At 68.8% G+C, this 19,274-nt stretch carries 21 protein-coding genes; 7 read left to right on the plus strand and 14 right to left on the minus strand.

Annotated elements, in window-relative coordinates:
• The first annotated feature begins 43 nt into the window (after window positions 1–43).
• Both purS and purQ read left to right on the plus strand, forming a co-directional pair.
• The gene (gene purS / locus BST11_RS02960; RefSeq protein ID WP_083136527.1) at window positions 44–283 is read left to right on the plus strand and encodes a phosphoribosylformylglycinamidine synthase subunit PurS; all 240 of its coding nucleotides are present in this window, start codon (window positions 44–46) and stop codon (window positions 281–283) included.
• Window positions 280–954, plus strand: coding sequence for a phosphoribosylformylglycinamidine synthase subunit PurQ (gene purQ, locus BST11_RS02965; protein WP_083136528.1), 675 nt, complete (start codon window positions 280–282; stop codon window positions 952–954). Before purS ends, purQ begins: the two co-directional genes overlap by 4 nt.
• A gap of 130 nt (window positions 955–1,084) precedes the next feature.
• Here the strand turns inward: purQ and BST11_RS02970 are convergent, their stop codons facing one another.
• The 12 genes from BST11_RS02970 to BST11_RS03025 form a co-directional block, all read right to left on the minus strand.
• The gene (locus BST11_RS02970; protein ID WP_083136529.1) at window positions 1,085–1,900 is read right to left on the minus strand and encodes a lysophospholipid acyltransferase family protein; all 816 of its coding nucleotides are present in this window, start codon (window positions 1,898–1,900) and stop codon (window positions 1,085–1,087) included.
• Between the two features lie 295 nt (window positions 1,901–2,195).
• Complete coding sequence (locus tag BST11_RS02975; RefSeq protein ID WP_083136530.1) at window positions 2,196–2,678, minus strand: hypothetical protein; 483 nt, start codon at window positions 2,676–2,678, stop codon at window positions 2,196–2,198.
• A gap of 88 nt (window positions 2,679–2,766) precedes the next feature.
• Window positions 2,767–3,243, minus strand: a complete 477-nt coding sequence (locus tag BST11_RS02980; protein WP_083136531.1) for a cupin domain-containing protein — start codon at window positions 3,241–3,243, stop codon at window positions 2,767–2,769.
• Window positions 3,244–3,257: 14 nt separating this feature from the next.
• Entirely contained in the window at window positions 3,258–4,715 is a 1,458-nt protein-coding gene (locus BST11_RS02985) for a dihydrolipoyl dehydrogenase family protein (RefSeq protein ID WP_083136532.1), read from the minus strand.
• Between the two features lie 27 nt (window positions 4,716–4,742).
• Window positions 4,743–5,441, minus strand: coding sequence for a haloacid dehalogenase type II (locus BST11_RS02990; protein WP_083136533.1), 699 nt, complete (start codon window positions 5,439–5,441; stop codon window positions 4,743–4,745).
• A 2-nt stretch (window positions 5,442–5,443) separates the two neighbouring features.
• On the minus strand, window positions 5,444–6,037 hold the full coding sequence (locus tag BST11_RS02995) for a TMEM175 family protein (protein WP_244897476.1): 594 nt from the start codon (window positions 6,035–6,037) through the stop codon (window positions 5,444–5,446).
• 15 nt (window positions 6,038–6,052) lie between these two features.
• The gene (locus BST11_RS03000) at window positions 6,053–6,484 is read right to left on the minus strand and encodes a VOC family protein (protein ID WP_083136535.1); all 432 of its coding nucleotides are present in this window, start codon (window positions 6,482–6,484) and stop codon (window positions 6,053–6,055) included.
• Entirely contained in the window at window positions 6,481–7,362 is an 882-nt protein-coding gene (locus BST11_RS03005) for a DUF427 domain-containing protein (protein WP_083136536.1), read from the minus strand. Before BST11_RS03005 ends, BST11_RS03000 begins: the two co-directional genes overlap by 4 nt.
• A 43-nt stretch (window positions 7,363–7,405) precedes the next feature.
• A complete protein-coding gene (locus tag BST11_RS03010; protein WP_083136537.1) occupies window positions 7,406–8,464 on the minus strand; it encodes a zinc-binding alcohol dehydrogenase family protein in 1,059 nt (352 codons plus the stop codon).
• 124 nt (window positions 8,465–8,588) lie between these two features.
• Window positions 8,589–9,260 (minus strand): TetR/AcrR family transcriptional regulator, encoded by a 672-nt coding sequence (locus tag BST11_RS03015; RefSeq protein WP_083136538.1) that lies wholly within the window; start codon window positions 9,258–9,260, stop codon window positions 8,589–8,591.
• The gene (locus BST11_RS03020) at window positions 9,257–9,955 is read right to left on the minus strand and encodes a TetR/AcrR family transcriptional regulator (protein WP_083136539.1); all 699 of its coding nucleotides are present in this window, start codon (window positions 9,953–9,955) and stop codon (window positions 9,257–9,259) included. The genes BST11_RS03015 and BST11_RS03020 overlap by 4 nt, the downstream gene beginning before the upstream one ends.
• 74 nt (window positions 9,956–10,029) lie before the next feature.
• Window positions 10,030–10,902, minus strand: a complete 873-nt coding sequence (locus BST11_RS03025) for an alpha/beta fold hydrolase (protein ID WP_083136540.1) — start codon at window positions 10,900–10,902, stop codon at window positions 10,030–10,032.
• A gap of 176 nt (window positions 10,903–11,078) precedes the next feature.
• On the opposite strand from BST11_RS03025, the gene BST11_RS03030 reads away from it, so the two are divergent.
• Window positions 11,079–12,782, plus strand: a complete 1,704-nt coding sequence (locus BST11_RS03030; protein ID WP_083136541.1) for an MOSC and FAD-binding oxidoreductase domain-containing protein — start codon at window positions 11,079–11,081, stop codon at window positions 12,780–12,782.
• A 17-nt stretch (window positions 12,783–12,799) separates the two neighbouring features.
• Here the strand turns inward: BST11_RS03030 and BST11_RS03035 are convergent, their stop codons facing one another.
• Together BST11_RS03035 and BST11_RS03040 are read right to left on the minus strand one after the other, a co-directional pair.
• Window positions 12,800–13,597 (minus strand): family 1 encapsulin nanocompartment shell protein, encoded by a 798-nt coding sequence (locus tag BST11_RS03035; protein WP_083136542.1) that lies wholly within the window; start codon window positions 13,595–13,597, stop codon window positions 12,800–12,802.
• A complete protein-coding gene (locus BST11_RS03040; RefSeq protein WP_083136543.1) occupies window positions 13,594–14,613 on the minus strand; it encodes a Dyp-type peroxidase in 1,020 nt (339 codons plus the stop codon). Before BST11_RS03040 ends, BST11_RS03035 begins: the two co-directional genes overlap by 4 nt.
• 52 nt (window positions 14,614–14,665) lie before the next feature.
• Between BST11_RS03040 and BST11_RS03045 the strand changes: the two genes are divergently transcribed.
• Genes BST11_RS03045 through BST11_RS03060 form a run of 4 tightly spaced genes read left to right on the plus strand, consistent with a single transcriptional unit; the run spans window position 14,666 to window position 19,274 of the window.
• Window positions 14,666–15,934 carry a M18 family aminopeptidase gene (locus BST11_RS03045; RefSeq protein WP_169834868.1) on the plus strand — a complete coding sequence of 423 codons (1,269 nt, stop codon included), beginning with the start codon at window positions 14,666–14,668 and terminating at the stop codon, window positions 15,932–15,934.
• Between the two features lie 11 nt (window positions 15,935–15,945).
• A complete protein-coding gene (locus BST11_RS03050) occupies window positions 15,946–16,293 on the plus strand; it encodes a VOC family protein (RefSeq protein ID WP_083136545.1) in 348 nt (115 codons plus the stop codon).
• Window positions 16,294–16,352: 59 nt separating this feature from the next.
• The gene (gene purL / locus BST11_RS03055) at window positions 16,353–18,620 is read left to right on the plus strand and encodes a phosphoribosylformylglycinamidine synthase subunit PurL (RefSeq protein ID WP_142276184.1); all 2,268 of its coding nucleotides are present in this window, start codon (window positions 16,353–16,355) and stop codon (window positions 18,618–18,620) included.
• 39 nt (window positions 18,621–18,659) lie between these two features.
• Window positions 18,660–19,274: an Rv0804 family intramembrane glutamic endopeptidase gene (locus BST11_RS03060; protein WP_244897478.1), complete on the plus strand. Its 615-nt coding sequence runs from the start codon at window positions 18,660–18,662 to the stop codon at window positions 19,272–19,274.

Here is a 19,274-nt window from a genome sequence, read left to right on the forward strand (position 1 = left end):
CCGGTAGAGTTAGCTCCGAAAACGCAGCTGAGGAGGAGCGCCGGTGAGCCGGGTCGTCGTTCATGTGATGCCCAAAGCGGAGATTCTCGACCCGCAGGGTCAGGCCATTGTCGGCGCGCTGGGTCGGCTCGGCCATCCGGGGATCTCAGATGTCAGGCAGGGCAAGAGGTTTGAGCTGGAGGTCGACGACACCATCGACGACTCGACGCTGGCCGAGATAGCGGAATCGCTGTTGGCCAACACCGTGATCGAGGACTGGACGATCAGCAGGGAGGCGCAGTGACGGCGCGGATCGGTGTGATCACCTTCCCCGGCACGCTCGACGACGTGGACGCCGCCCGCGCGGCGCGGCGCGTCGGCGCCGAGGCGGTCGCCCTGTGGCATGCCGACACCGACCTCAAGGGAGTCGACGCCGTGGTGGTGCCCGGCGGCTTTTCCTACGGCGACTACCTGCGGGCGGGTGCGATCGCCAGGTTCGCCCCGGTAATGTCCGAAGTGGTCGACGCCGCACGTGACGGCATGCCGGTATTGGGAATTTGCAACGGTTTTCAGGTGATCTGCGAGGCGGGATTGCTGCCCGGGGCGCTAACCCGCAACGCGGGCCTGCACTTCATCTGCCGCGATGTGTGGCTGCGGGTGGCCTCCACCTCGACTGCCTGGACGTCGCGTTTCGAGCCCGGCGCCGACCTGCTGGTGCCGCTGAAGTCCGGCGAGGGCCGCTACGTCGCCCCCGACAACGTGCTCGACGAACTGGAGGGCGAGGGCCGGGTGGTGTTTCGCTACCACGACAACCTCAACGGCTCGCAGCGCGACATCGCGGGCATCAGCTCGGCCAACGGTCGCGTGGTCGGGCTCATGCCGCACCCCGAACACGCCATCGAGGCCCTGACCGGTCCCTCCGACGACGGCCTGGGCCTGTTCTACTCGGCGCTGGACGCCGTGCTGGCCGCCTGAGCGGGAACCCTTGCGGCGCTGCGTAATTCGCTAAGGGCCGCGGTCAACGCGCCGGTGGCCCCGTGCGGGTCGCCGAAGGTCTGGCCACCTGATCTGGTTGCCGGCGATCCGGTCAGGCCTGTCCGTGCCGTCAGCCCAGAATGGGCAGGCGGCGCCTGCCCGCCAGCCGCTTGAGCGCGGCGCTCATGACCGCGCGCACGTGGGCGTCGACCTCGTCGACGTCGGGATCGTCGCCGAAGCGGGCGCCGACGTCGATCGGCTCGAGCACCTCGGTGACGATCTTGGCCGGCAACGGCAGGTTGGGCGGAAAGATCACGCTCAGGCCGAACGGGAAGCCGAAGCTGACCGGCAGGATGTCCATCCGGGCCTTGGTAAGCCCCAGCTTGCGGGCCAGCCAGTTACCACGGGTCAAAAACAGCTGGGTCTCCTGGGCGCCGATGGACACGGTGGGCACGATCGGGACCCCGGCTTCGACGGCGGTCCTGACGTAGCCGGTGCGGCCATTGAAGTCGATGGTGTTCGCCTGGAAGGTGGGCCGGTAGGAGTCGTAGTCGCCGCCCGGGAACACCAAGACCACCGCGCCCGAATGCAGGGCGGCCGCGGCGTTCTCCCGGCTGGCCTCGATGACCCCGAGGCGGCGCAGCCATCCGTCCAACGGGCCCAGGAACAGGCCGTAGTGGGCCAGGGTGTAGACGGGCCGGTCATACCCGAAGCTGTTGTAGAACGCCGGCGAGAAGATCAACACGTCCGGCGTCAACATGCCGCCGGAGTGGTTGGACACCACGAGGGCTCCACCGGCGGCCGGGACGTTCTCGATGTTTCGCACCTCGGCGCGATACCACCGCTTGATGACGGGTCCGATGGCCTTGGTGGCCTGTTCGGTGAAGGCTGGATCCCATTTGGCGGTCTCGTGATTGTCGGCCGCTTCCACCCCGCTGCCCCGCATGGCTCCCCCCTGTCGTTTCTCTGGCATTTGCTATTGGTTGCCGATGTGACGGCCGTCCCAAACCTCAACGCCCTTTGACATATGAGACTCTCCATTTTGGAGAATATCAAATTCATTTGCTGGGGTGGCCGCGCGGGGGGAGACGATATTCGAAAGGGTTCTTGTCACAGGGGGTTTCGGCCTGATCGGCTCGCAGACGTGCGCCGGCTGGTGGTTGGCGCCGAGCGTAACCGCGCTGCGAAATACCGCCCATGATCTCGCAGCGCGGTTACGCTCGCGACCCCCGCCGGCGCCTTCAGCCGGCGTCGCACACCAGCGGCGGCGCCGTCGAGGGTAAGTCGGCGATCTCGACGGCGGGGTCCAGCTGACCGAAGAGGTCGATCGCGTCCGCGATGACGGTGTCGACGAAAGTCGCGAAATCGTCGAAGTGTTTGAGGTTTCCGCGGATCCACTGCGACCGGCGCGCCACCACGCCGATGCGCTGCGGATCGGAGGAACCGTGCACGATCGCGATGACTTCCCGGTCCTGCCGGTTCCACGTGTCGGCGAAGTGCATCAGGCAGGGACGGGCGGTGGCGGGAAAGAAACACGCGGGCGCTACCCGGACCATCAGCACGTCGCCGTGCGTCGGACACACCTCGAGGTGGACGTGCAGGCGCCGCGGACGGGTGTTGGCGACGTAGAAGAATTCGCCGTCGTGCTGGCCGCGGAAGTACCGGCTGCCGCGGGTGCGCAGGTAGCGTTCGACCAGGTTTGCGCACAGCGGCTCACTCGTCATGAGATCGATGGTGAGGCCAGTGGCTTTGCGGATCCTTGGAGCCAAGCTAGCCGCGAGCAAAGAACTTGTTGAGAATTGCCTGAGCGACCTACGTGGCGTCGCCCAAGTCGCCCAGCGGGTACAGCCGCGGCAGGTTGACCACGATGGCCTCTTGGGTGCTGCGGGCGATCACGACCTCGGCGATGGAGCCCGGGTCGGGGTTTTCCTCGCGGTGCGGCAGGTACGGCGGGATGAACACGTAATCGCCGGGCTCGGTAGAGATGCGCACCTCGCGGGTGCCGTCGTGGAAGACGAACTCCGGATGGCCGCTGCGCACATAGATCGCGGTCTCCGATTCGCCGTGGTGATGGTTCGACGACACGGTCGCCGGCGACGCGTGCGTCTCACCCATCCACAGCTTCTCGGCGCCCACCGACTTGCCGCTGAGGGCGGCGAATCGGCGCAGGCCCTCCGACTGTGCGGTGTCGGAACTGATGTCCGACGCCTTGACGTGGTGCACCCGGCCGTGGGTGACTTCCATTGCGGTCCCGTCGAAGTCGGGGTGGAATCCGTCCGAGGTTCCCATGTGCGATGCGCCCGTCAGTCGTCTTGTGCCGTCGAGTCCCGGTAGGCCTCGAGCAGCCTCAGCCAGAGCTCGCTGATCGTCGGGAAGCAGGGCACGGCGTGCCATAACCGGTCGACGGGCACCTGCCCGGCGACGGCGATGGTGGCCGAGTGCAGCATCTCGGTGACCCCGGGGCCGACCAGGGTGACACCGAGCAGGTGGCCGCCGTCGGCGTCGACCACCATCCGGGCCCGACCGGTGTACCCGTCCGCGTAGAGCTTGGCCCCCATCACGACGTCGCCGGTCTCCACGTCGACCGTGTGGACCCGGTGTCCGGCCTGCTCGGCCTGCCGGGCCGTCAGGCCGACGGCGGCCGCTTCCGGGTCGGTGAAGAACGCCTGCGGCACGGCGTGGTGGTCGGCGGTGGTCGCGTGCGCGCCCCAGGGCGCGGTGTCCAGCGGCCTGCCCGCCGCGCGCGCCCCGATGGCCGCCCCGGCGATGCGGCCCTGATATTTGCCCTGATGCGTCAGCAGGGCCCGGTGGTTGACATCGCCGGCCGCGTAGAGCCAACCGTCGGCCACGGCCCGCACCCGGCAGGTGTCGTCGACCTCGAGCCAACTGCCCGGCGTCAACCCCGCCGTTTCCAGGCCGATGTCGTCGGTCAGCGGCGCGCGGCCGGTGGCGAAAAGTACTTCGTCGACGTGGATTTCGGATCCGTCGTCCAATTCGATGGCCACCCGCCCGCCGGCGGGCCGCCGCAGCGCGCGGACCGATACCCCCACCCGAACATCCACGCCCGCGTCGGCGAGACCGCGCCCGATGAGTTCGCCCACGAAGGGCTCCATCCGCGGCAATAGGCCTGACCCTCGCGCCAGCAGCGTCACCTGGGAGCCCAATCCCTGCCAGGCGGTGGCCATTTCGACGCCGACACCGCCGGCGCCGACGACGGCGAGCGCCTGCGGAACGTCGCTGCTGTCGGTCGCCCGGCGGTTGGTCCACGGCCTGGCCTCGTCGATACCGGGCAGATCGGGGAGGACGGGCCGGCTTCCCGTGCAGACGACGACGGCGTGCCGCACGGTCAGCGTCGTCCGCTCGCCGCCGGGCGCGGCGACGGCGACCCGGCGCGGGCCATCCAGGCGCCCATGGCCGCGCACCAGGGTGGCGCCGATCCCGCTCACCCAGTCGGCCTGGCCGCTGTCGTCCCAGTCGGTGACGTAGCGGTTGCGGCGACCGAAGACGCCCGCGTTGCTGATCGGGCCGCTGACCGCCTCGCGCGCACCGTCGACCCTGCGGGCGTCCGAGACCGCAATCACAGGACGCAGCAACGCTTTACTCGGCACACACGCCCAATAGGAGCATTCGCCCCCGACCAGTTCGCGCTCCACCAGCGCGACGCTCAAGCCCGCCGCACGGGCGCGCTCCGCCGCGTTCTGTCCGATCGGCCCGGCGCCGAGGACGACGACGTCGTAGTCCCGTTCGGTGTCTGCTGCCATGGTGGAAGATCCTCCCGGTGGTCTCGATCAGTTGTCCATTCGAGGCCGCCCCGCGGTGAGGCGCTCGGCCAGCTCGCGCAGGTCGCTGGCCACGAGGGTCGGTTGGGCCAGCCCGTCCACCGGCAGCGGTGGGTTGCCCGGCCGGGTGATGAGGGCCGAGCTGAAGCCGACGTGCTGCGCGCCGAGGGTGTCCCAGACGTGGGCGGCCACCATCATGCACTCGGCGGGCGCCACACCCAGCGTTTCGCACACGTAGCGGTAGACCGTCGGGGCCGGCTTGAAGGCGCGGCGGGCATCGACGCTCAGCTGGTGCTCGAAAAAGCCGGCCAGCCCCGAATTCTGCAGCGCCGTCGGCCCGTTCGGATTGGGCGGTGAGTTCGTCAGCGTCACGAGGCGAAAGCCGTTGTCGCGCAGCGCGGCCAGCCCTTCGGCCGCATCCGGGTGTGCCGGCATCGTGAGCAGGCCAGTGGTCAGGCGGTCCAGATCGTCATCGGTCACGTCGACGTGGTAGACCGCGCCGAGCATGCGCAGCACGCCCCGGCCGAGCGCGGGGAAGGTGACGTAGTTGCCCGCCAGGGTGACGGTCATCGAGTACATCACGAGCTGCGCGAACCATTCCCGCAGCACCCGTTCGTCGCCGAAGCGGTCGGCGAAAAGCGGTGCCAGCGAGTCGATATCGACTAGAGTCTCGTTCACGTCGAAAACGAGGACAGACGGCTTCACCATGGCTAGGGCGCGGCGTTCTTGGGCGCGGGAATACCCGGCCGCAGGTACCAGATCAGGCACAGACAGATCAGCACCATCGCGACCACGGGCCACCATAGCGCAACCACCGCCGCCGACACGAAGGCGGCGATGGTGATGAACGACCTCATCCGCATCAGTCTCCGCATGCGCTGCGGGACGTCCTCGTTTGCGGGCCGATCCACGACCTCGAAACACAGAGCGACATAGGTGATGTTGACGAGGACGAACACGGACGCGTACAGGGTCACGGGCGGGCCGGCCAGCCTGCTGTCGGCGATCCACTCGGTGGTGATCGGGATGAGCGACACCGAGAAGAGGTGGGCGAAATTCGACCACACCAGCCGCGGCGTCGTCTCACCGGCGAAGCTGAGCAGGTGGTGATGGTTGACCCAGACGATCGCGATGAACAGATAACTGACCACATAGCTCAGCCCCGTGGGCCACAGCGGGAACAGCGCGCTGAAGCTGTGGGCCGTCGGCGGCTTGAGCTCCAGAACCAGGATCGTGATGAGCACCGCGAACACGCCGTCGGAGAACGCTCCCACCCGGTCTGGACTGGTCTTTCGCACAGCCACCGCTACCTCCCGCCGCTACCCTTGCTGGTGGTTTCGTTCCTGCAACACCCACGCGTTGCCGTCGGGATCGTGGAAGTCGGCGAAGCTCGCGTAATCGGCGCGGTCCGGTGCCACGCCCGGACGGAAGCCGCCGCGCCAGCCGCCGTCGGTGTCCTTGTGGTGGATCGCGCCGACGTCCACCCCGCGCCCGGTCAGCTCCGTGCGGCAGGCCTCGATATCGCCGACCACCAGATAGAGGCCCCGGACCGAGCCCGGCGGCGCGTCGGTCAGGCCGACGCCGAACTGGATCGAGGCGGCCGAGCCCTCGGGCGTGAGCTGGAGGACCCGGAACTCGGGGGTGGGCGCGTAGTCGACGTCGAGGTTGAATCCCACCTGGTCGCGGTAGAAACGCAGCGACCGGTCGGGAACCGCGACGGGCAGGATGACGACCTCCAGCAGCGCCTTCATCGGGCGCTCCCGGTGGGCGTCTTCCGCAGCACCTCGTCGGTGTCGAGCCCGCGGTCGACGCCATGGGGCAGGACGGTCTGGCCGGGTTCGAGGTGCAGCTGTTTGCCGTCGAGGTACACGTCGACCTTGTCGGGTTCGAAGGACACCAGATTGGTGACACGGCCCACCTCGGGCCACGCGTTGACGTAGGACCAGGCGGCGCGCTTGCGGTCGCCGACGTCGTAGTAGGAACATATGCCCTTGTACGGGCAAAACGTCTGGAGCTCAACGAGTTTCAGGTGGGAGCCGTCGATATCCTCGCGCGGCACATACCAGCGGGGCGCGAAACCCGATTCGTACAGCGCCAACGGGTGCTTCGTGTCGGCGACGACGCGATCGCCGACCTTGACGACCAGATGCCGTGAGGTCGAGCGGATGTCGATGCGGTGGTAGGCATCGGCGGCGTGCCCGACGATGCGTTCGTTCTCTTCGTAGAAGGCGTCCATGGAGCGCCAGGCGAAGGCCAGCCGGCCGTCGAGGATCGCCGCGTGGGGCGGCAACGAAGTGTGCTGCCACGCGCTGTGGTTCGCCTCTCGCGCGCCAACTTTGACGGTGAACCACTGGGTGTCGCCCAGGTCCTTGTGTTGGGTCACCCGGTCCTCGGCGGTCAGGATCCCCGCCTCGACGTCGCCGAGGGGGAAATACGCGACCGGATAACGGCCCGGCTCGTGCAGCAGGATGACGTCCTCGCTGTCGGCGATCCACCGGTCGGCGAAGTGCACCCGCATGCGGCGCCGCAGGGGTTCGGCGAACAGCAACCGCGGCGGCATCGGCTGCTCGGTGATGAAGTGGCCCACCGATGCGGTCGCCAGTGGGCCCTGCTGCCACGCCAGCCCCATCGTCGTGTCCTCTCTTTGTACGCGGAAGTCGCTCGCGGCCAAGCTAATCCAGCACGACGACCATCTTGCCGCCGGCTTCCCCGGCCTCCATCACCCTGTGTGCCTCGTGGATCTCGTCGAACGAGAAGAGGCGCGACGGCTTTGCCTCCAACTTTCCCTCGGCGACCTGCCGAGCGATGTCCTGCAGCGGCACGTCGGACAGCGGGAACCCCGGCGTGCCAAACACGAAGCTGCCGAAGAAGTTCCAGTTCACGCCGGAGGCCATGCGCAGCAACGGGTTGAAGTCGCCGATGGGGTCCAGCCCGCCCAGCCAACCCGCCAGACACGCCGTGCCGCCGCGGCGCAGCATGTCGAGGGAGTCCAGGATGGTGCTATTGCCGACCAGGTCCAGGACGGCATCGATCCGCTTGGCTTCGGCTTGTGATTCGGGTAGGTGCGCGGCCAGGTCGCCACGTTCCATCACGACGCGTGCTGCGCCCAGCCGCTCGAGCATGGCGAAGCGGTCGCGGCTGCGCGCGGTGGCGATGACGCGCGCGCCCGCGGCGACGGCCATCTTGAGGGAGGACTGCCCGAACGACGACGTCGCGCCGCGCAGCACCAATGTCTGCCCGGCCTTCAGGTCGAGGTTGCGAAATAGGCATGTCCAGGCGACCGCGTAGGTTTCGGGCAGCGCCGCCAGGTCCGACCAGGGCAGGTCGGACTCGATGAGGGCGACGTTCGACGCGCGCACGCGCGTGTATTCGGCGTAGCTGCCGTTGATGGTCCGCCCCAAGCCGCCCATCAGCGCCGCGACCTTGGCGCCCACCGGGAATTCACCGCCCGGACACGAGTCGACGATTCCGACGCACTCGATGCCGCTGACCTCGGCGGCCTCGGCCCACTCGCCCCTACGCATGTGCAGCTCGGCGTGATTGATGCCGAACGCCTTGACTTCGATCACCACTTCGCCGTCGCGGGGCAGCGGCTTGGGGATATCGGTGTAGACGAGGCTGTCCAGGCCGCCGAAGCCCTTCAGGACGATCGCGCGCATGGTTTCGCCCCCGGGTTGCTCCCGCACCACCGCCGGCGCGCTGGGCAGCTGGGGTGAATCGGTCACCGACACTTCCCGCCTCTTCCCCACTCGTGTGTCGCCCTGCGATTATGCCCGCCGTCCCCATCCAAAATGAATGGGCCAACCAACCCAGTATTATGGGCCAGTAGACCCATTCTGTCCAGGGCGGGGTCGGTCAGGACTTACCTCGGCGACGGTTGGTGCCCGATCGGCCCTTGCGGGGCGGGGCACCCGCCGCGAAGGAGCGCACGTAGTCGACGCCGGCATTGACGGCGACCCGCAGCGGCTCGGGATCACCGGTGGCGAACGTGATCAGCGCGCCGCCCTGGTGGGCGGCGACCAAGGCGGCGGCCAGGTGGCGCGGGTCGGCTTCGGGCCGCAGATCGCCGCGGCGGCGCATCGCCGCGAGGCCGGTCTGAAACAGCCCGATCCACCGGTCGTAGCCGGCGGAGAGGTCGTCGTGGATTTCGTCGTCGGCGTCGATCAGTTCGCCGGCCAAAGAGCCGTAGACGCAGCCGCCGACGCGGTACACGGCGTCTATGTCGGCCACGCACGCGTGGGCCCACGCCTGCAGGGCGTCGAGGGTGTCGAGGTCGCCGAACGGTGCGCGGGTGTGAAAGCCCTGCACGTCGTCGCGCCGTGCGGCCACGACGTGGCGGGTGAGATCTCGTTTGTCGCGGAAGTAGTGCGAGATCTGCGAGCCGCCTACCCCCGCCGCGCGCCGCACCTGGTCGATGCTGGTGTTGGCGACGCCTCGTTCGAACATGAGCCGCGCGGCGACCCCGACGATCCGTGCCCGGGTCGCCAGCCCCTTGCGGGTGAACCGCGTTGCACCGTCGTCGGTCACGATGCGGCGCTACGCTGTCCGACCCGGCCGCGGACGCGCCGGGCCGGCCGGGCAACCCGCTCGGCGGGGTCGGCGGCGAACGTGCGCAGATAGTTGACCGCGAAGCGCACGGCGTCGGCGTGCGGCCATTCCGCCCGGTAGGTGAAGGCCAGGGTGCCGCCCCCCTGGTGTGCGGTCACGATGACCGTCGCCAACCGGCGGGGGTCGGCGTCTGCGACCACGACGCCGTCGTCCTTCATGCGCTGAATCGCCTGCTGCAGCAAGCCAATCCATTGCCGATAGCCCGCCGCCAGCGTCTGGCGCGTCGCGTCGTCCGACTTCGCCAGCTGCGCGGCCAGCGCGTGATAGGTGGGGGTGCCGGAGTATCCGATGCGCCTGAGGTAGCGCATGTTGAGATCGATCCACCGCTCGAAGTCGTCGAACGAATGCAGCCCCCGGAGCCTGGGCTGGCGGTGAAAGTCGAGGACCACGCCGATCTGGCGCCGGATGACCGCGCGGATCAGCGCGCTCTTGTCGGCGAAATAGTGTGCCAGCTGCGAGCCGCTGACCGATGCGGCGCGGCGCACGCTCTCCAGGTTCGACGCGGACAGGCCCTCGGTGACGATCAGGTGAGCGGCCGCCGCCACGATCCGGTCGCGGGTGGCGCGCCCCTTGGCGGTCAACCGTTGTTCGTCTCGAACATCGGGATGGGCCATTGCGTCAGGCTAACCCGCGGGCGCCCGAACTCTGGGATATTCAACCCATTGACGCCCGTGGCGCGCGGGCGTTTTCAGGCGAACACGTACACCTTGGCGAGGAACTCGCGGATCAGCTCGGTGACTTCGTCCAGTGCGGACTCGAGCAGGAAGTGACCGCCGTCGAGCAGATGGATCTCGGCGTCGGGTAGGTCGCCGGCGAAAGCTTCGGCGCCGGCCGGGCCGAAGATCTCGTCGCCGCGGCCCCACACCGCCAGCAGCGGCAAGCGGCGGGCGCGAAAGTATTCGTGCAGGCGGGGATACAGCGGCGCGTTGGTGGCGTAGTCGCGCAGCAGCTTCAGCTGCACCTCGTCGTTGCCGGGACGGGAAATCAGCGCATAGTCGTGATGCCAGGATTCCGGGTCGACCAGTGTCTCGTCGGCGACGCCGGTGACGTATTGCCACCGGGTGGCGGCCAACGTGAGGAATTTGCGCACCGCGGCCTCGGTGTCGGCCGTCTGCTCGCGTTGGTAGGCCCACACCACCTTCCAGAAGCTCTCGACGAATCCCGCGTCGTAACCGTTGCCGTTCTGCGTGACGATCGCGGTGATCGCGGACGGGTCACGCAGTGCCAGCCGCCAGCCGATCGGGGCGCCGTAGTCCTGCACGTACATGGCATACCGATCGACGCCGAGCGTGCGCAGCAGGCCGGCGGTCAGGTCGGTGAGCGCGTCGAAGGTGTAATCGAACTCCTCGACGGGCGGCGCTTCGGAGAGCCCGAATCCCACGTGGTCGGACGCGATCACGTGGTAGCGGTCGGCGAGCGCGGGTATCAGGTTGCGGAACATGTGGGAACTGGTGGGAAACCCGTGCAGAAGCAGGACCGTGGGCGCGTCGGGATCACCGGCCTCGCGGTAGAACAGTCGACGGCCGTCGACGGTGGCGTACCGATGATGAACAGCCGGCATGACGTACCTCCTGAGCCCACGCGCGCGGCGATCTTGCCATTTTGGGTTGCATGACCCAGTATGCACCAAAGCGGACGGGCGCAACAGTCCCGGGGCGTTGCCCCGCACATCGGGATGTCCTACTCTGGGCCAGTCATCCCAATTTAGGGGCGGTTGACGCGCTTAGAGGCGACACGGTGGGCAAGCTTGTTTCGGTCAACGTGGGCATGCCCAAGGACCTGCGATGGCACGGCAAAACCGTCCACACCGGAATATGGAAGACGCCGGTCGCGGGGCCCGTCATGGTGCGCCGCATCAACATCGACGGGGACGGGCAGGGCGATTTGGCCGGCCACGGTGGCGAACAGCGCGCCGTCATGGTGTACCAGAGCGAGTCGTATGACTACTGGAAGACCTACCTGGGGCGCGACGACTTGGAACCCGGCCATTTCGGCGAGAACTTCACCGTCACGGGGCTCGCCGACGACGACGTCTGCATCGGCGACCGCTACCGGATCGGGGACGCCGAATTCGAAGTCACCCAGCCTCGCGTCACCTGCTTTCGCGTCGGCCTGCGTCTCGACGAGCCCGAGATGCCCAATCTACTTGTCGCCCATCACCGTCCGGGGTTCTACTTCCGCGTGATCGCCGAGGGCCGCGTCCGCGCCGGCGACGACATCGTGCGGACCCGGCGCGGCCGCCACGAACTCAGCGTCGCCGATGTCGACGCGCTGTTGTATCTACCGGGTCGCAATGCCGAGCAACTCCGCAAGGCCGTCGACGTCCCGGCGCTGAGCCCCGGCTGGCAGCAGTCCTTCCGCGACATGCTGGCCGGGCAGGAGAGCGCCGCACCCGCGGTCGCGCCACCTATCGGGGGATGGACCGGATTTCGTCCGTTGCGGGTCACCCGGACCTGCCGCGAAAGCCCACAGGTGCTGTCGGTTCGTCTCGAGTCCGCCGACGGCACCGCTCTGCCTGCACCGCTGCCGGGCCAATACCTTCCCGTGCGGCTTCCGGGGGCCGGCGAACCGGCGCCGCTGCGCAGCTACTCGCTTTCGGGTGATCCCGGCGCGGGGGTCTACCGGATCAGTGTCAAACGCGAGGACCACGGCGTGGTGAGCCGCTGGCTGCACGCCAACGTGCGGTCGGGGTCGGTGATCGAGGCGGCCGCGCCGCGTGGCGACTTCTGCCTCACCGAGGGCAGCGGCCCGGTGGTCCTGTTTTCCGCGGGGATCGGGGCGACGCCCGTCCTGGCGATGCTGCATGCGCTGTCGGATGCCGGTAGCGGCCGCGACATCTGGTGGTTGCACACCACGCGAAATCGCGAAACCGAAGCCTTTGCAAGCGAAGTCGGTGGCCTACTGACGTCATTGCCTCATGCGCGGCAGCGTGTCTTCTACACCGAAACGCACGGTCGCCTTGACCAGGATGCAATCGCGGCGTTAGGCCTGCCGACCGATGCCGGTGTATACCTCTGCGGCCCAACGCAATTCATGGCCGATATCACCAAGTACCTCACCGCCGTCGGCATCGACCCCGCACACATTCACAGCGAATTGTTCGGTGCCTTACCGGCGATCAACCCCGGCGTCGTCGAGACCGGGCCGCGCAAGCGGCCCCATCCTCCCGGCGGGACCCCGGGGACCGGTCCGTCGATCACGTTCGCACGCAGCGGGCTGATCGTCAACTGGTCGCCGGACTACCGCAGCATCCTCGATCTCGCCGAAGCGTGCGATGTGCCGACCCGTTTCTCGTGCCGTAGCGGGGTCTGTCATGTGTGCGTCGCCGGCGTGGTCGCGGGGACGGCGACCTACGTGCAATCGCCATTGGAAAAGCCCGGCGAGGGCGAAGTGTTGATCTGCTCGGCGGCGCCCCAGAGCGACCTCGTCCTGGACCTATAAGCGCGAGCGTCGAGTTCTCAGGGCGCGAGGCAGACCGACGCCTCGGCGGTGTAGCACAAGAACGTCAGCGTCTCCTGCAGGTACAGCTGCACGGTCTCGGCGTCGTGGTTGAGGTACCCGATCGCGACGTCGGTGCCCAGCTGCAGGTCGAAGTCGCCCCCGCGGGTGGTCAGCACGAAGGCACCGTCGATGGCCGGCGCCCAGATGATGTCCCCGTCGACCAACCGGTTCAGGTGCTCGCGGATGGGATAGCCGTGCTCGGTGGTCTCGCTGACCTTGGTGTAGATCTCGGCGGACAGCAGCACCGAGTACGGGCCATCGACACCGGCCAGCCGCAGCCCGGTCAAGGCGTGCGAGATGGCATCGGGCATGTCGCGCGGATCCTCGGGAAGCGTCAGCGGCGGGTTGGAGCTGCAGCTGCGGATGCCCTCGATCGATGCGGCCGCGTAGCCCTCGAAGATCGTGCGGTCCTCGACGAACGCCAGCTTCTTGGCCGCGGCTTTGACCGGGTCCCAGTCGGAGTCGTTCGAACCGCGTTCGACGTCGTCGATCTCCGATCGGGACAACGTGAAGGGGACGCGCAGGCGCACAAGGGGTTTGCTCGCCCGCAGGTGGGCCTCCACGCCGTCGGTGGGCGCCTCGACATCGACCAGCCGGCCCGTGCTGATCGACGCCGTGACCGGCCCGCCGGGCTCGCTGACATCGACGACACGTCGCCCGGCGATGTGGCGCTTGAACGTCCGGGTGGCCTCCAATTCGATTTCCGTCCAAGCGACTTCGGTGATCGGTGCCAGGTCGCGGTAGAGGTTGTTCATCGGGGGATTCCTTTCAGGCTGCCGATCGCGAGTGAGCCATCTTCAGATGCGGGTAGGACCGGCCGCGCCGTAACCGGTGGCGCGGGTAGGGGCGGCGGGTCGTCGAGGAAGTCGACGGTGGGGGAGAAGAAGAGTCCGCCCGTGACCGCGGTGGAGAAGTCGAGGATGCGGTCGGTGTTGCCGGGTGGGTCGCCGAGGAACATGTTCTCCAGCATCCGCTCGGTGACCCGCGGGGTCCGCGAATAGCCGATGAAGTAGGTGCCGTACTCACGCTGGCCGAGCTCGCCGAAGGGCATGTTGTGCCGCACGATCTTCAGCTCGTTGCCGTCGTCGTCTTCGATGATGTTGAGGGCGATGTGGGAGTTGTCCGGTTTGCTCTCGTCGTCCAGTTCGATGTCGTCCAGCTTGGTCCGGCCGATGACCAGTTCCTGCTCGGTGGCCGACAGCGAATTCCACGACGACATGTCGTGCACGTACTTCTGCACGTGCACGTAGCACGAGCCGGCGAATTCGGGGTCCTCGTCGCCGACGGCGGTGGCGCTGACCGCCAGTGGGCCGTCGGGGTTTTCGGTGCCGTCGACGAAGCCCAGCAGGTCACGGTTGTCGAAGTAACGGAAGCCGTGCACCTCGTCGACCACCGTGACCGCGCCGGCCATCGCCCGCAGGATGCGGTCGGCCAACTCGAAACAGACGTCCAGGCTTTCGGCCCGAATGTGGAACAAGAGGTCCCCGGGTGTGGCGGGGGCGGTGTGCCGCGGGCCCCGCAGCGGGATGAACGGATGCAGTTCTGCGGGCCGCGGCCCGGAAAACAGGCGATCCCAGGCCTCGGAGCCGATTGAGGCGACCGCCGACAACCGCTTCGGGGGTTCGCGGAAACCGATCGCGCGCACCAGCCCGGAAATGTCGGGCAGCGCCTCGTGCACCGTCGCCTCTCCGCCGTCGTCGATGGTCAGCACGAGGAAGATCGCGGCCGGGGTCAACGGCTCGAGGATGGGTTGCGGCTGAACCGTCGGCACTCTGCTGACCCTAGCGTTAACTCCGCTCTTCCCGACAGCCATGATGGTCAACATGCCGGCCAGCGCCGCAGGCCTCTGCGAGTTCATCGACGCGTCCCCGTCGCCGTTTCACGTCTGCGCGACGGTGGCCGCCCGGCTACTGGAGGCGGGGTACGCCGAACTCGCGGAAACCGACCGCTGGCCGGACCGTCCGGGCCGCTACTTCACCGTGCGGGCCGGCTCATTGGTCGCCTGGAACTCCACCGGCGTCGACGGCCCGTTCCGGATTGTCGGCGCGCACACCGATAGCCCAAACCTGCGGGTCAAGCAGCATCCGGACCGGCTCGTCGCCGGGTGGCGCGTGGTCGCGCTGGAGCCGTACGGGGGAGCGTGGCTCAACTCCTGGCTGGACCGGGACCTGGGTGTCAGCGGGCGGTTGTCGGTCCGGGACGGGGCCGGGGTCAGCCACCGGGTGGTCCGGATCGACGACCCCATCCTGCGCGTGCCGCAGCTTGCGATCCACCTGGCCGAGGACCGCAAGTCGGTGACGCTGGACCCGCAGCGACACGTCAACGCGGTGTGGGGCGTTGCGGAACAACGGGGTTCGTTCGTGGACTACGTCGCCGAGCGGGCCGGGGTGGCCCCGGCCGACGTGCTGGCCGCCGACCTGATGACGCACGATCTGACCCCGTCGGCGGTGATCGGGGCCGACACCGGCCTGCTGAGCGCCCCCAGGCTGGACAACCAGGCCAGCTGCTACGCGGGGATGGAGGCGCTGGCCGCCGCCGAGCCGCGGGGCTTTTTACCCGTGTTGGTGCTTTTCGATCACGAGGAGGTCGGGTCGTCGTCCGACCACGGCGCGCAGTCCAACCTGTTGGGCACCGTGCTGGAGCGGATCGTGCTCGCCGCCGGCGGCAACCGGGAAGACTTCCTGCGCCGGCTGCCGGCGTCGATGCTGGCCTCGGCCGACATGGCCCACGCCACCCATCCCAACTACCCCGAGCGGCACGAGCCCGGCCACCTGATCGAGGCCAATGCCGGGCCGGTGCTCAAGGTGCATCCGAACCTGCGGTATGCCACCGACGGTCGCACCGCGGCGGCCTTCGAGCTGGCGTGCCGGCAAGCCGGCGTCGGGCTGCAGCGCTACGAGCACCGCGCCGACCTGCCATGCGGTTCGACGATCGGGCCGCTGGCTTCGGCGCGCACCGGCGTCCCGACCGTCGACGTCGGCGCCGCCCAGCTTGCCATGCACTCCGCGCGGGAGCTGATGGGCGCGCACGACGTGGCGGCCTATTCCGCTGCGCTGCAAGCGTTTCTTTCCCCGAACCCGGTTGAGGCATAGGGTTTGGCGGTATGGCACTCAACGTGGAGATGGTCACGTTCGACTGCAGCGACCCCGCGAAGCTGGCCGGGTGGTGGGCCGAGCAGTTCGGCGGTACGACGCAGGAATTGCTGGCCGACGAGTTCACCGCGGTGACGCTGTCGGAAGGACCCAAGCTGGGATTTCAGAAGGTCCCCGACCCCACCCCCGGGAAAAACCGTGTGCACCTCGACTTCAGCGCCGCCGACGTGGATGGCGAGGTGTCGCGGCTGACGGCGGCCGGCGCCAAGGAGGTCGGCCGGCACAGGTTCGGTGACAACTTCCGCTGGGTCGTGCTGGCCGACCCAGAGGGCAACGTGTTCTGCGTGGTCGGTCAGTAACCACGGCGCCACCATAGACTGTGGGCGTGACTGTCTCCGGGACGAGCGCGCGCACCCAGGTGATCGACACCGTCGAGCACGCCGCGACCACCCCCGACCAGCCGCAACCGTTTCACGAACTGGGCCTCAAAGACGACGAGTACCAGCGCATTCGCGACATCCTGGGCCGCAGGCCGACCGACACCGAGCTGGCCATGTACTCGGTGATGTGGAGCGAGCACTGTTCCTACAAATCGTCGAAGGTGCATCTGCGCTACTTCGGTGAGACCACGACCGACGAGATGCGCGCCGGCATGCTGGCCGGCATCGGCGAGAACGCCGGCGTCGTCGACATCGGCGACGGCTGGGCCGTCACATTCAAGGTGGAATCGCACAACCACCCGTCCTACGTCGAGCCGTACCAGGGCGCGGCCACGGGCGTGGGCGGCATCGTCCGCGACATCATGGCGATGGGCGCGCGACCGGTCGCCGTGATGGACCAGCTCCGGTTCGGCGCCGCCGACGCGCCCGACACCCGACGGGTGGTCGACGGTGTGGTGCGCGGCATCGGTGGTTACGGGAATTCGCTGGGCTTGCCCAACATCGGGGGCGAGACCGTCTTCGATGCGTCCTATGCGGGCAACCCGTTGGTCAACGCGATGTGCGTGGGCGTATTGCGCCAGGAGGACCTGCATTTGGCGTTCGCCTCGGGGGTGGGCAACAAGATCATCCTGTTCGGCGCGCGCACCGGCTTGGACGGCATCGGCGGGGTGTCGGTGCTGGCGTCGGACACCTTTGATAGCGAAGGCTCCCGCAAGAAGCTGCCCTCGGTGCAGGTAGGCGACCCCTTCATGGAAAAGGTGCTCATCGAATGCTGCCTGGAGCTCTACGCGGGCGGGCTGGTGATCGGCATCCAGGACCTGGGTGGGGCCGGATTGGCTTGCGCCACTTCGGAATTAGCGTCGGCCGGGGACGGCGGTATGGCGATCCGGCTCGACACCGTGCCGCTGCGGACCACCGAGATGACGCCCGCCGAGGTGCTGTGCAGCGAGTCCCAGGAGCGCATGTGCGCGGTGGTCGCGCCGGCGAACGTGGACGCCTTCCTGGCGGTGTGCCGCAAGTGGGAGGTGCTGGCCACCGTGATCGGCGAGGTCACCGACGGCGACCGGCTGCGCATCGCCTGGCACGACGAGACGGTCGTCGACGTCCCGCCGCGCACCGTGGCCCACGAGGGTCCCGTGTACCAGCGTCCGGTGGCGCGCCCCGAAACGCAGGACACCCTGAATGCCGACCGGTCGACGAGCCTGCCGCGGCCGGTCACCGGCGACGAGCTGCTCGCGACTTTGCTTGCGCTGCTGGGCAGCCCGCACCTGTGCAGCCGCGCCTTCATCACCGAGCAGTACGACCGCTACGTGCGCGGCAACACGGTGCTGGCCGAGCACGCCGACGGCGGCGTGCTGCGCGTCGACGAGTCCACCGGCCGCGGCATCGCGGTGTCCACCGACGCCTCCGGGCGCTACACGCTGCTGGATCCCTACGCCGGTGCCCAGCTCGCGCTGGCCGAGGCGTACCGCAACGTCGCCGTCACCGGCGCCAACCCGGTCGCCGTCACCAACTGCCTGAACTTCGGTTCCCCCGAAGACCCCGCGGTGATGTGGCAGTTCTCCCAGGCGGTGCGGGGCCTCGCCGATGGCTGTGCGGCCCTTGGCATTCCGGTGACGGGCGGCAATGTGAGCTTCTACAACCAGACCGGGTCGGCGGCGATCCTGCCCACGCCGGTGGTCGGCGTGCTCGGCGTGCTGGAGGATGTCGCCCGGCGCATTCCCACCGGCTTCGGCACCGAGCCCGGCGAAACCCTGATGCTGCTGGGCGATACGCGCGACGAGTTCGACGGTTCCGTCTGGGCGCAGGTGACCGCCGACCACCTGGGTGGGCTGCCGCCCGCCGTCGACCTCGCCCGCGAGAAGTTACTGGCCCGCGTGCTGGCCTCGGCGTCGCGCGACGGGCTGGTGTCGGCTGCGCACGACCTGTCCGAGGGCGGTCTCGCCCAGGCCGTCGTCGAATCGGCGCTGGCGGGTGAAACCGGTTGCCGCATCGTGCTTCCCGAGGGCGCCGACCCATTTGTGATGCTGTTCTCCGAGTCGGCGGGCCGGGTGCTGGTGGCGGTGCCGCGCACCGAGGAGAGTCGGTTCCGTTCGATGTGCGAGGCGCGGGGGCTGCCGGCGGTCCGCATCGGCGTCGTCGACCAGGGCTCCGACGCCGTGGAGGTGCAGGGCCTGTTCACGGTGTCCCTGGCCGAACTGCGCGAGACCTCCGAGTCCGTGCTGCCGCGCCTTTTTTCGCATTGATCTTGCGCTGATGGCGCGGCCTACTCGCACTTTTTCGCCGTGAACGCAGAGTCAAAGCGCGACGCGCTGGCCTTGGCCGCTGGCCTGGTCGGCTGGAGTTTTGTCAGTTCGCGGTTGCCCGCGACGTGGCGGGTGGTGGCGCAGGCCGCCGTCGGCGCGCTGCTGGTGCGTGTGACCGGTGCGCCGCTGGGCCTGGCGGCGCCGCGCCGGAGCGCGGGGCTGCGGCTGGGCTCGGCCGCCGGGGCCGCCGCGGCGGGTGCGATCGCCGCCGCGACCGCCGCGCCCCCGGTGCGCACGGCGATGGCCGGGCGGGAGCCGCCGGCGCGGGCCGCCGGATGGCTGCTGGTGCGCATCCCCGTCGGCACCGTCTGGGCCGAGGAGGCCGCCTTCCGCGGCGCGCTGGCCACCGTCGGCTCGCGGGCCTTCGGCCGGCCCGGCGCAAGGGCGCTGCAGGCCACCGCCTTTGGGCTCTCCCACATCGCCGACGCGCGCGCGACCGGTGCGCCGGTGGTGGCCACCGTGCTGGTCACGAGCGCGGCGGGCTGGGTGTTCGGTTGGCTGGCCGACCGTTCCGGCAGCCTCGCCGCGCCGATGCTCGCGCATCTGGCCGTCAACGAGGCCGGTGCCATCGCGGCCCTGAGCGTGCGACCCTGA

The sequence above is a fragment of the Mycobacterium alsense genome, from assembly GCF_002086635.1.
GTDB classification, from domain to species: domain Bacteria; phylum Actinomycetota; class Actinomycetes; order Mycobacteriales; family Mycobacteriaceae; genus Mycobacterium; species Mycobacterium alsense.

Excerpts from the sequence above, each read along its gene's own strand:
- BST11_RS03005 (WP_083136536.1), bottom strand. The coding sequence starts at position 7,362 with ATGGGGCTGGCGTGGCAGCAGGGCCCACTGGCGACCGCATCGGTGGGC.
- BST11_RS02985 (WP_083136532.1), bottom strand. The coding sequence starts at position 4,715 with ATGGCAGCAGACACCGAACGGGACTACGACGTCGTCGTCCTCGGCGCC.
- BST11_RS02990 (WP_083136533.1), bottom strand. The coding sequence starts at position 5,441 with ATGGTGAAGCCGTCTGTCCTCGTTTTCGACGTGAACGAGACTCTAGTC.
- BST11_RS02975 (WP_083136530.1), bottom strand. The coding sequence starts at position 2,678 with ATGACGAGTGAGCCGCTGTGCGCAAACCTGGTCGAACGCTACCTGCGC.
- BST11_RS03000 (WP_083136535.1), bottom strand. The coding sequence starts at position 6,484 with ATGAAGGCGCTGCTGGAGGTCGTCATCCTGCCCGTCGCGGTTCCCGAC.
- BST11_RS03035 (WP_083136542.1), bottom strand. The coding sequence starts at position 13,597 with ATGAACAACCTCTACCGCGACCTGGCACCGATCACCGAAGTCGCTTGG.
- BST11_RS03045 (WP_169834868.1), top strand. The coding sequence starts at position 14,666 with ATGCCGGCCAGCGCCGCAGGCCTCTGCGAGTTCATCGACGCGTCCCCG.
- BST11_RS02970 (WP_083136529.1), bottom strand. The coding sequence starts at position 1,900 with ATGCGGGGCAGCGGGGTGGAAGCGGCCGACAATCACGAGACCGCCAAA.
- BST11_RS03020 (WP_083136539.1), bottom strand. The coding sequence starts at position 9,955 with ATGGCCCATCCCGATGTTCGAGACGAACAACGGTTGACCGCCAAGGGG.
- BST11_RS03025 (WP_083136540.1), bottom strand. The coding sequence starts at position 10,902 with ATGCCGGCTGTTCATCATCGGTACGCCACCGTCGACGGCCGTCGACTG.
- BST11_RS03050 (WP_083136545.1), top strand. The coding sequence starts at position 15,946 with ATGGCACTCAACGTGGAGATGGTCACGTTCGACTGCAGCGACCCCGCG.
- BST11_RS02980 (WP_083136531.1), bottom strand. The coding sequence starts at position 3,243 with ATGGGAACCTCGGACGGATTCCACCCCGACTTCGACGGGACCGCAATG.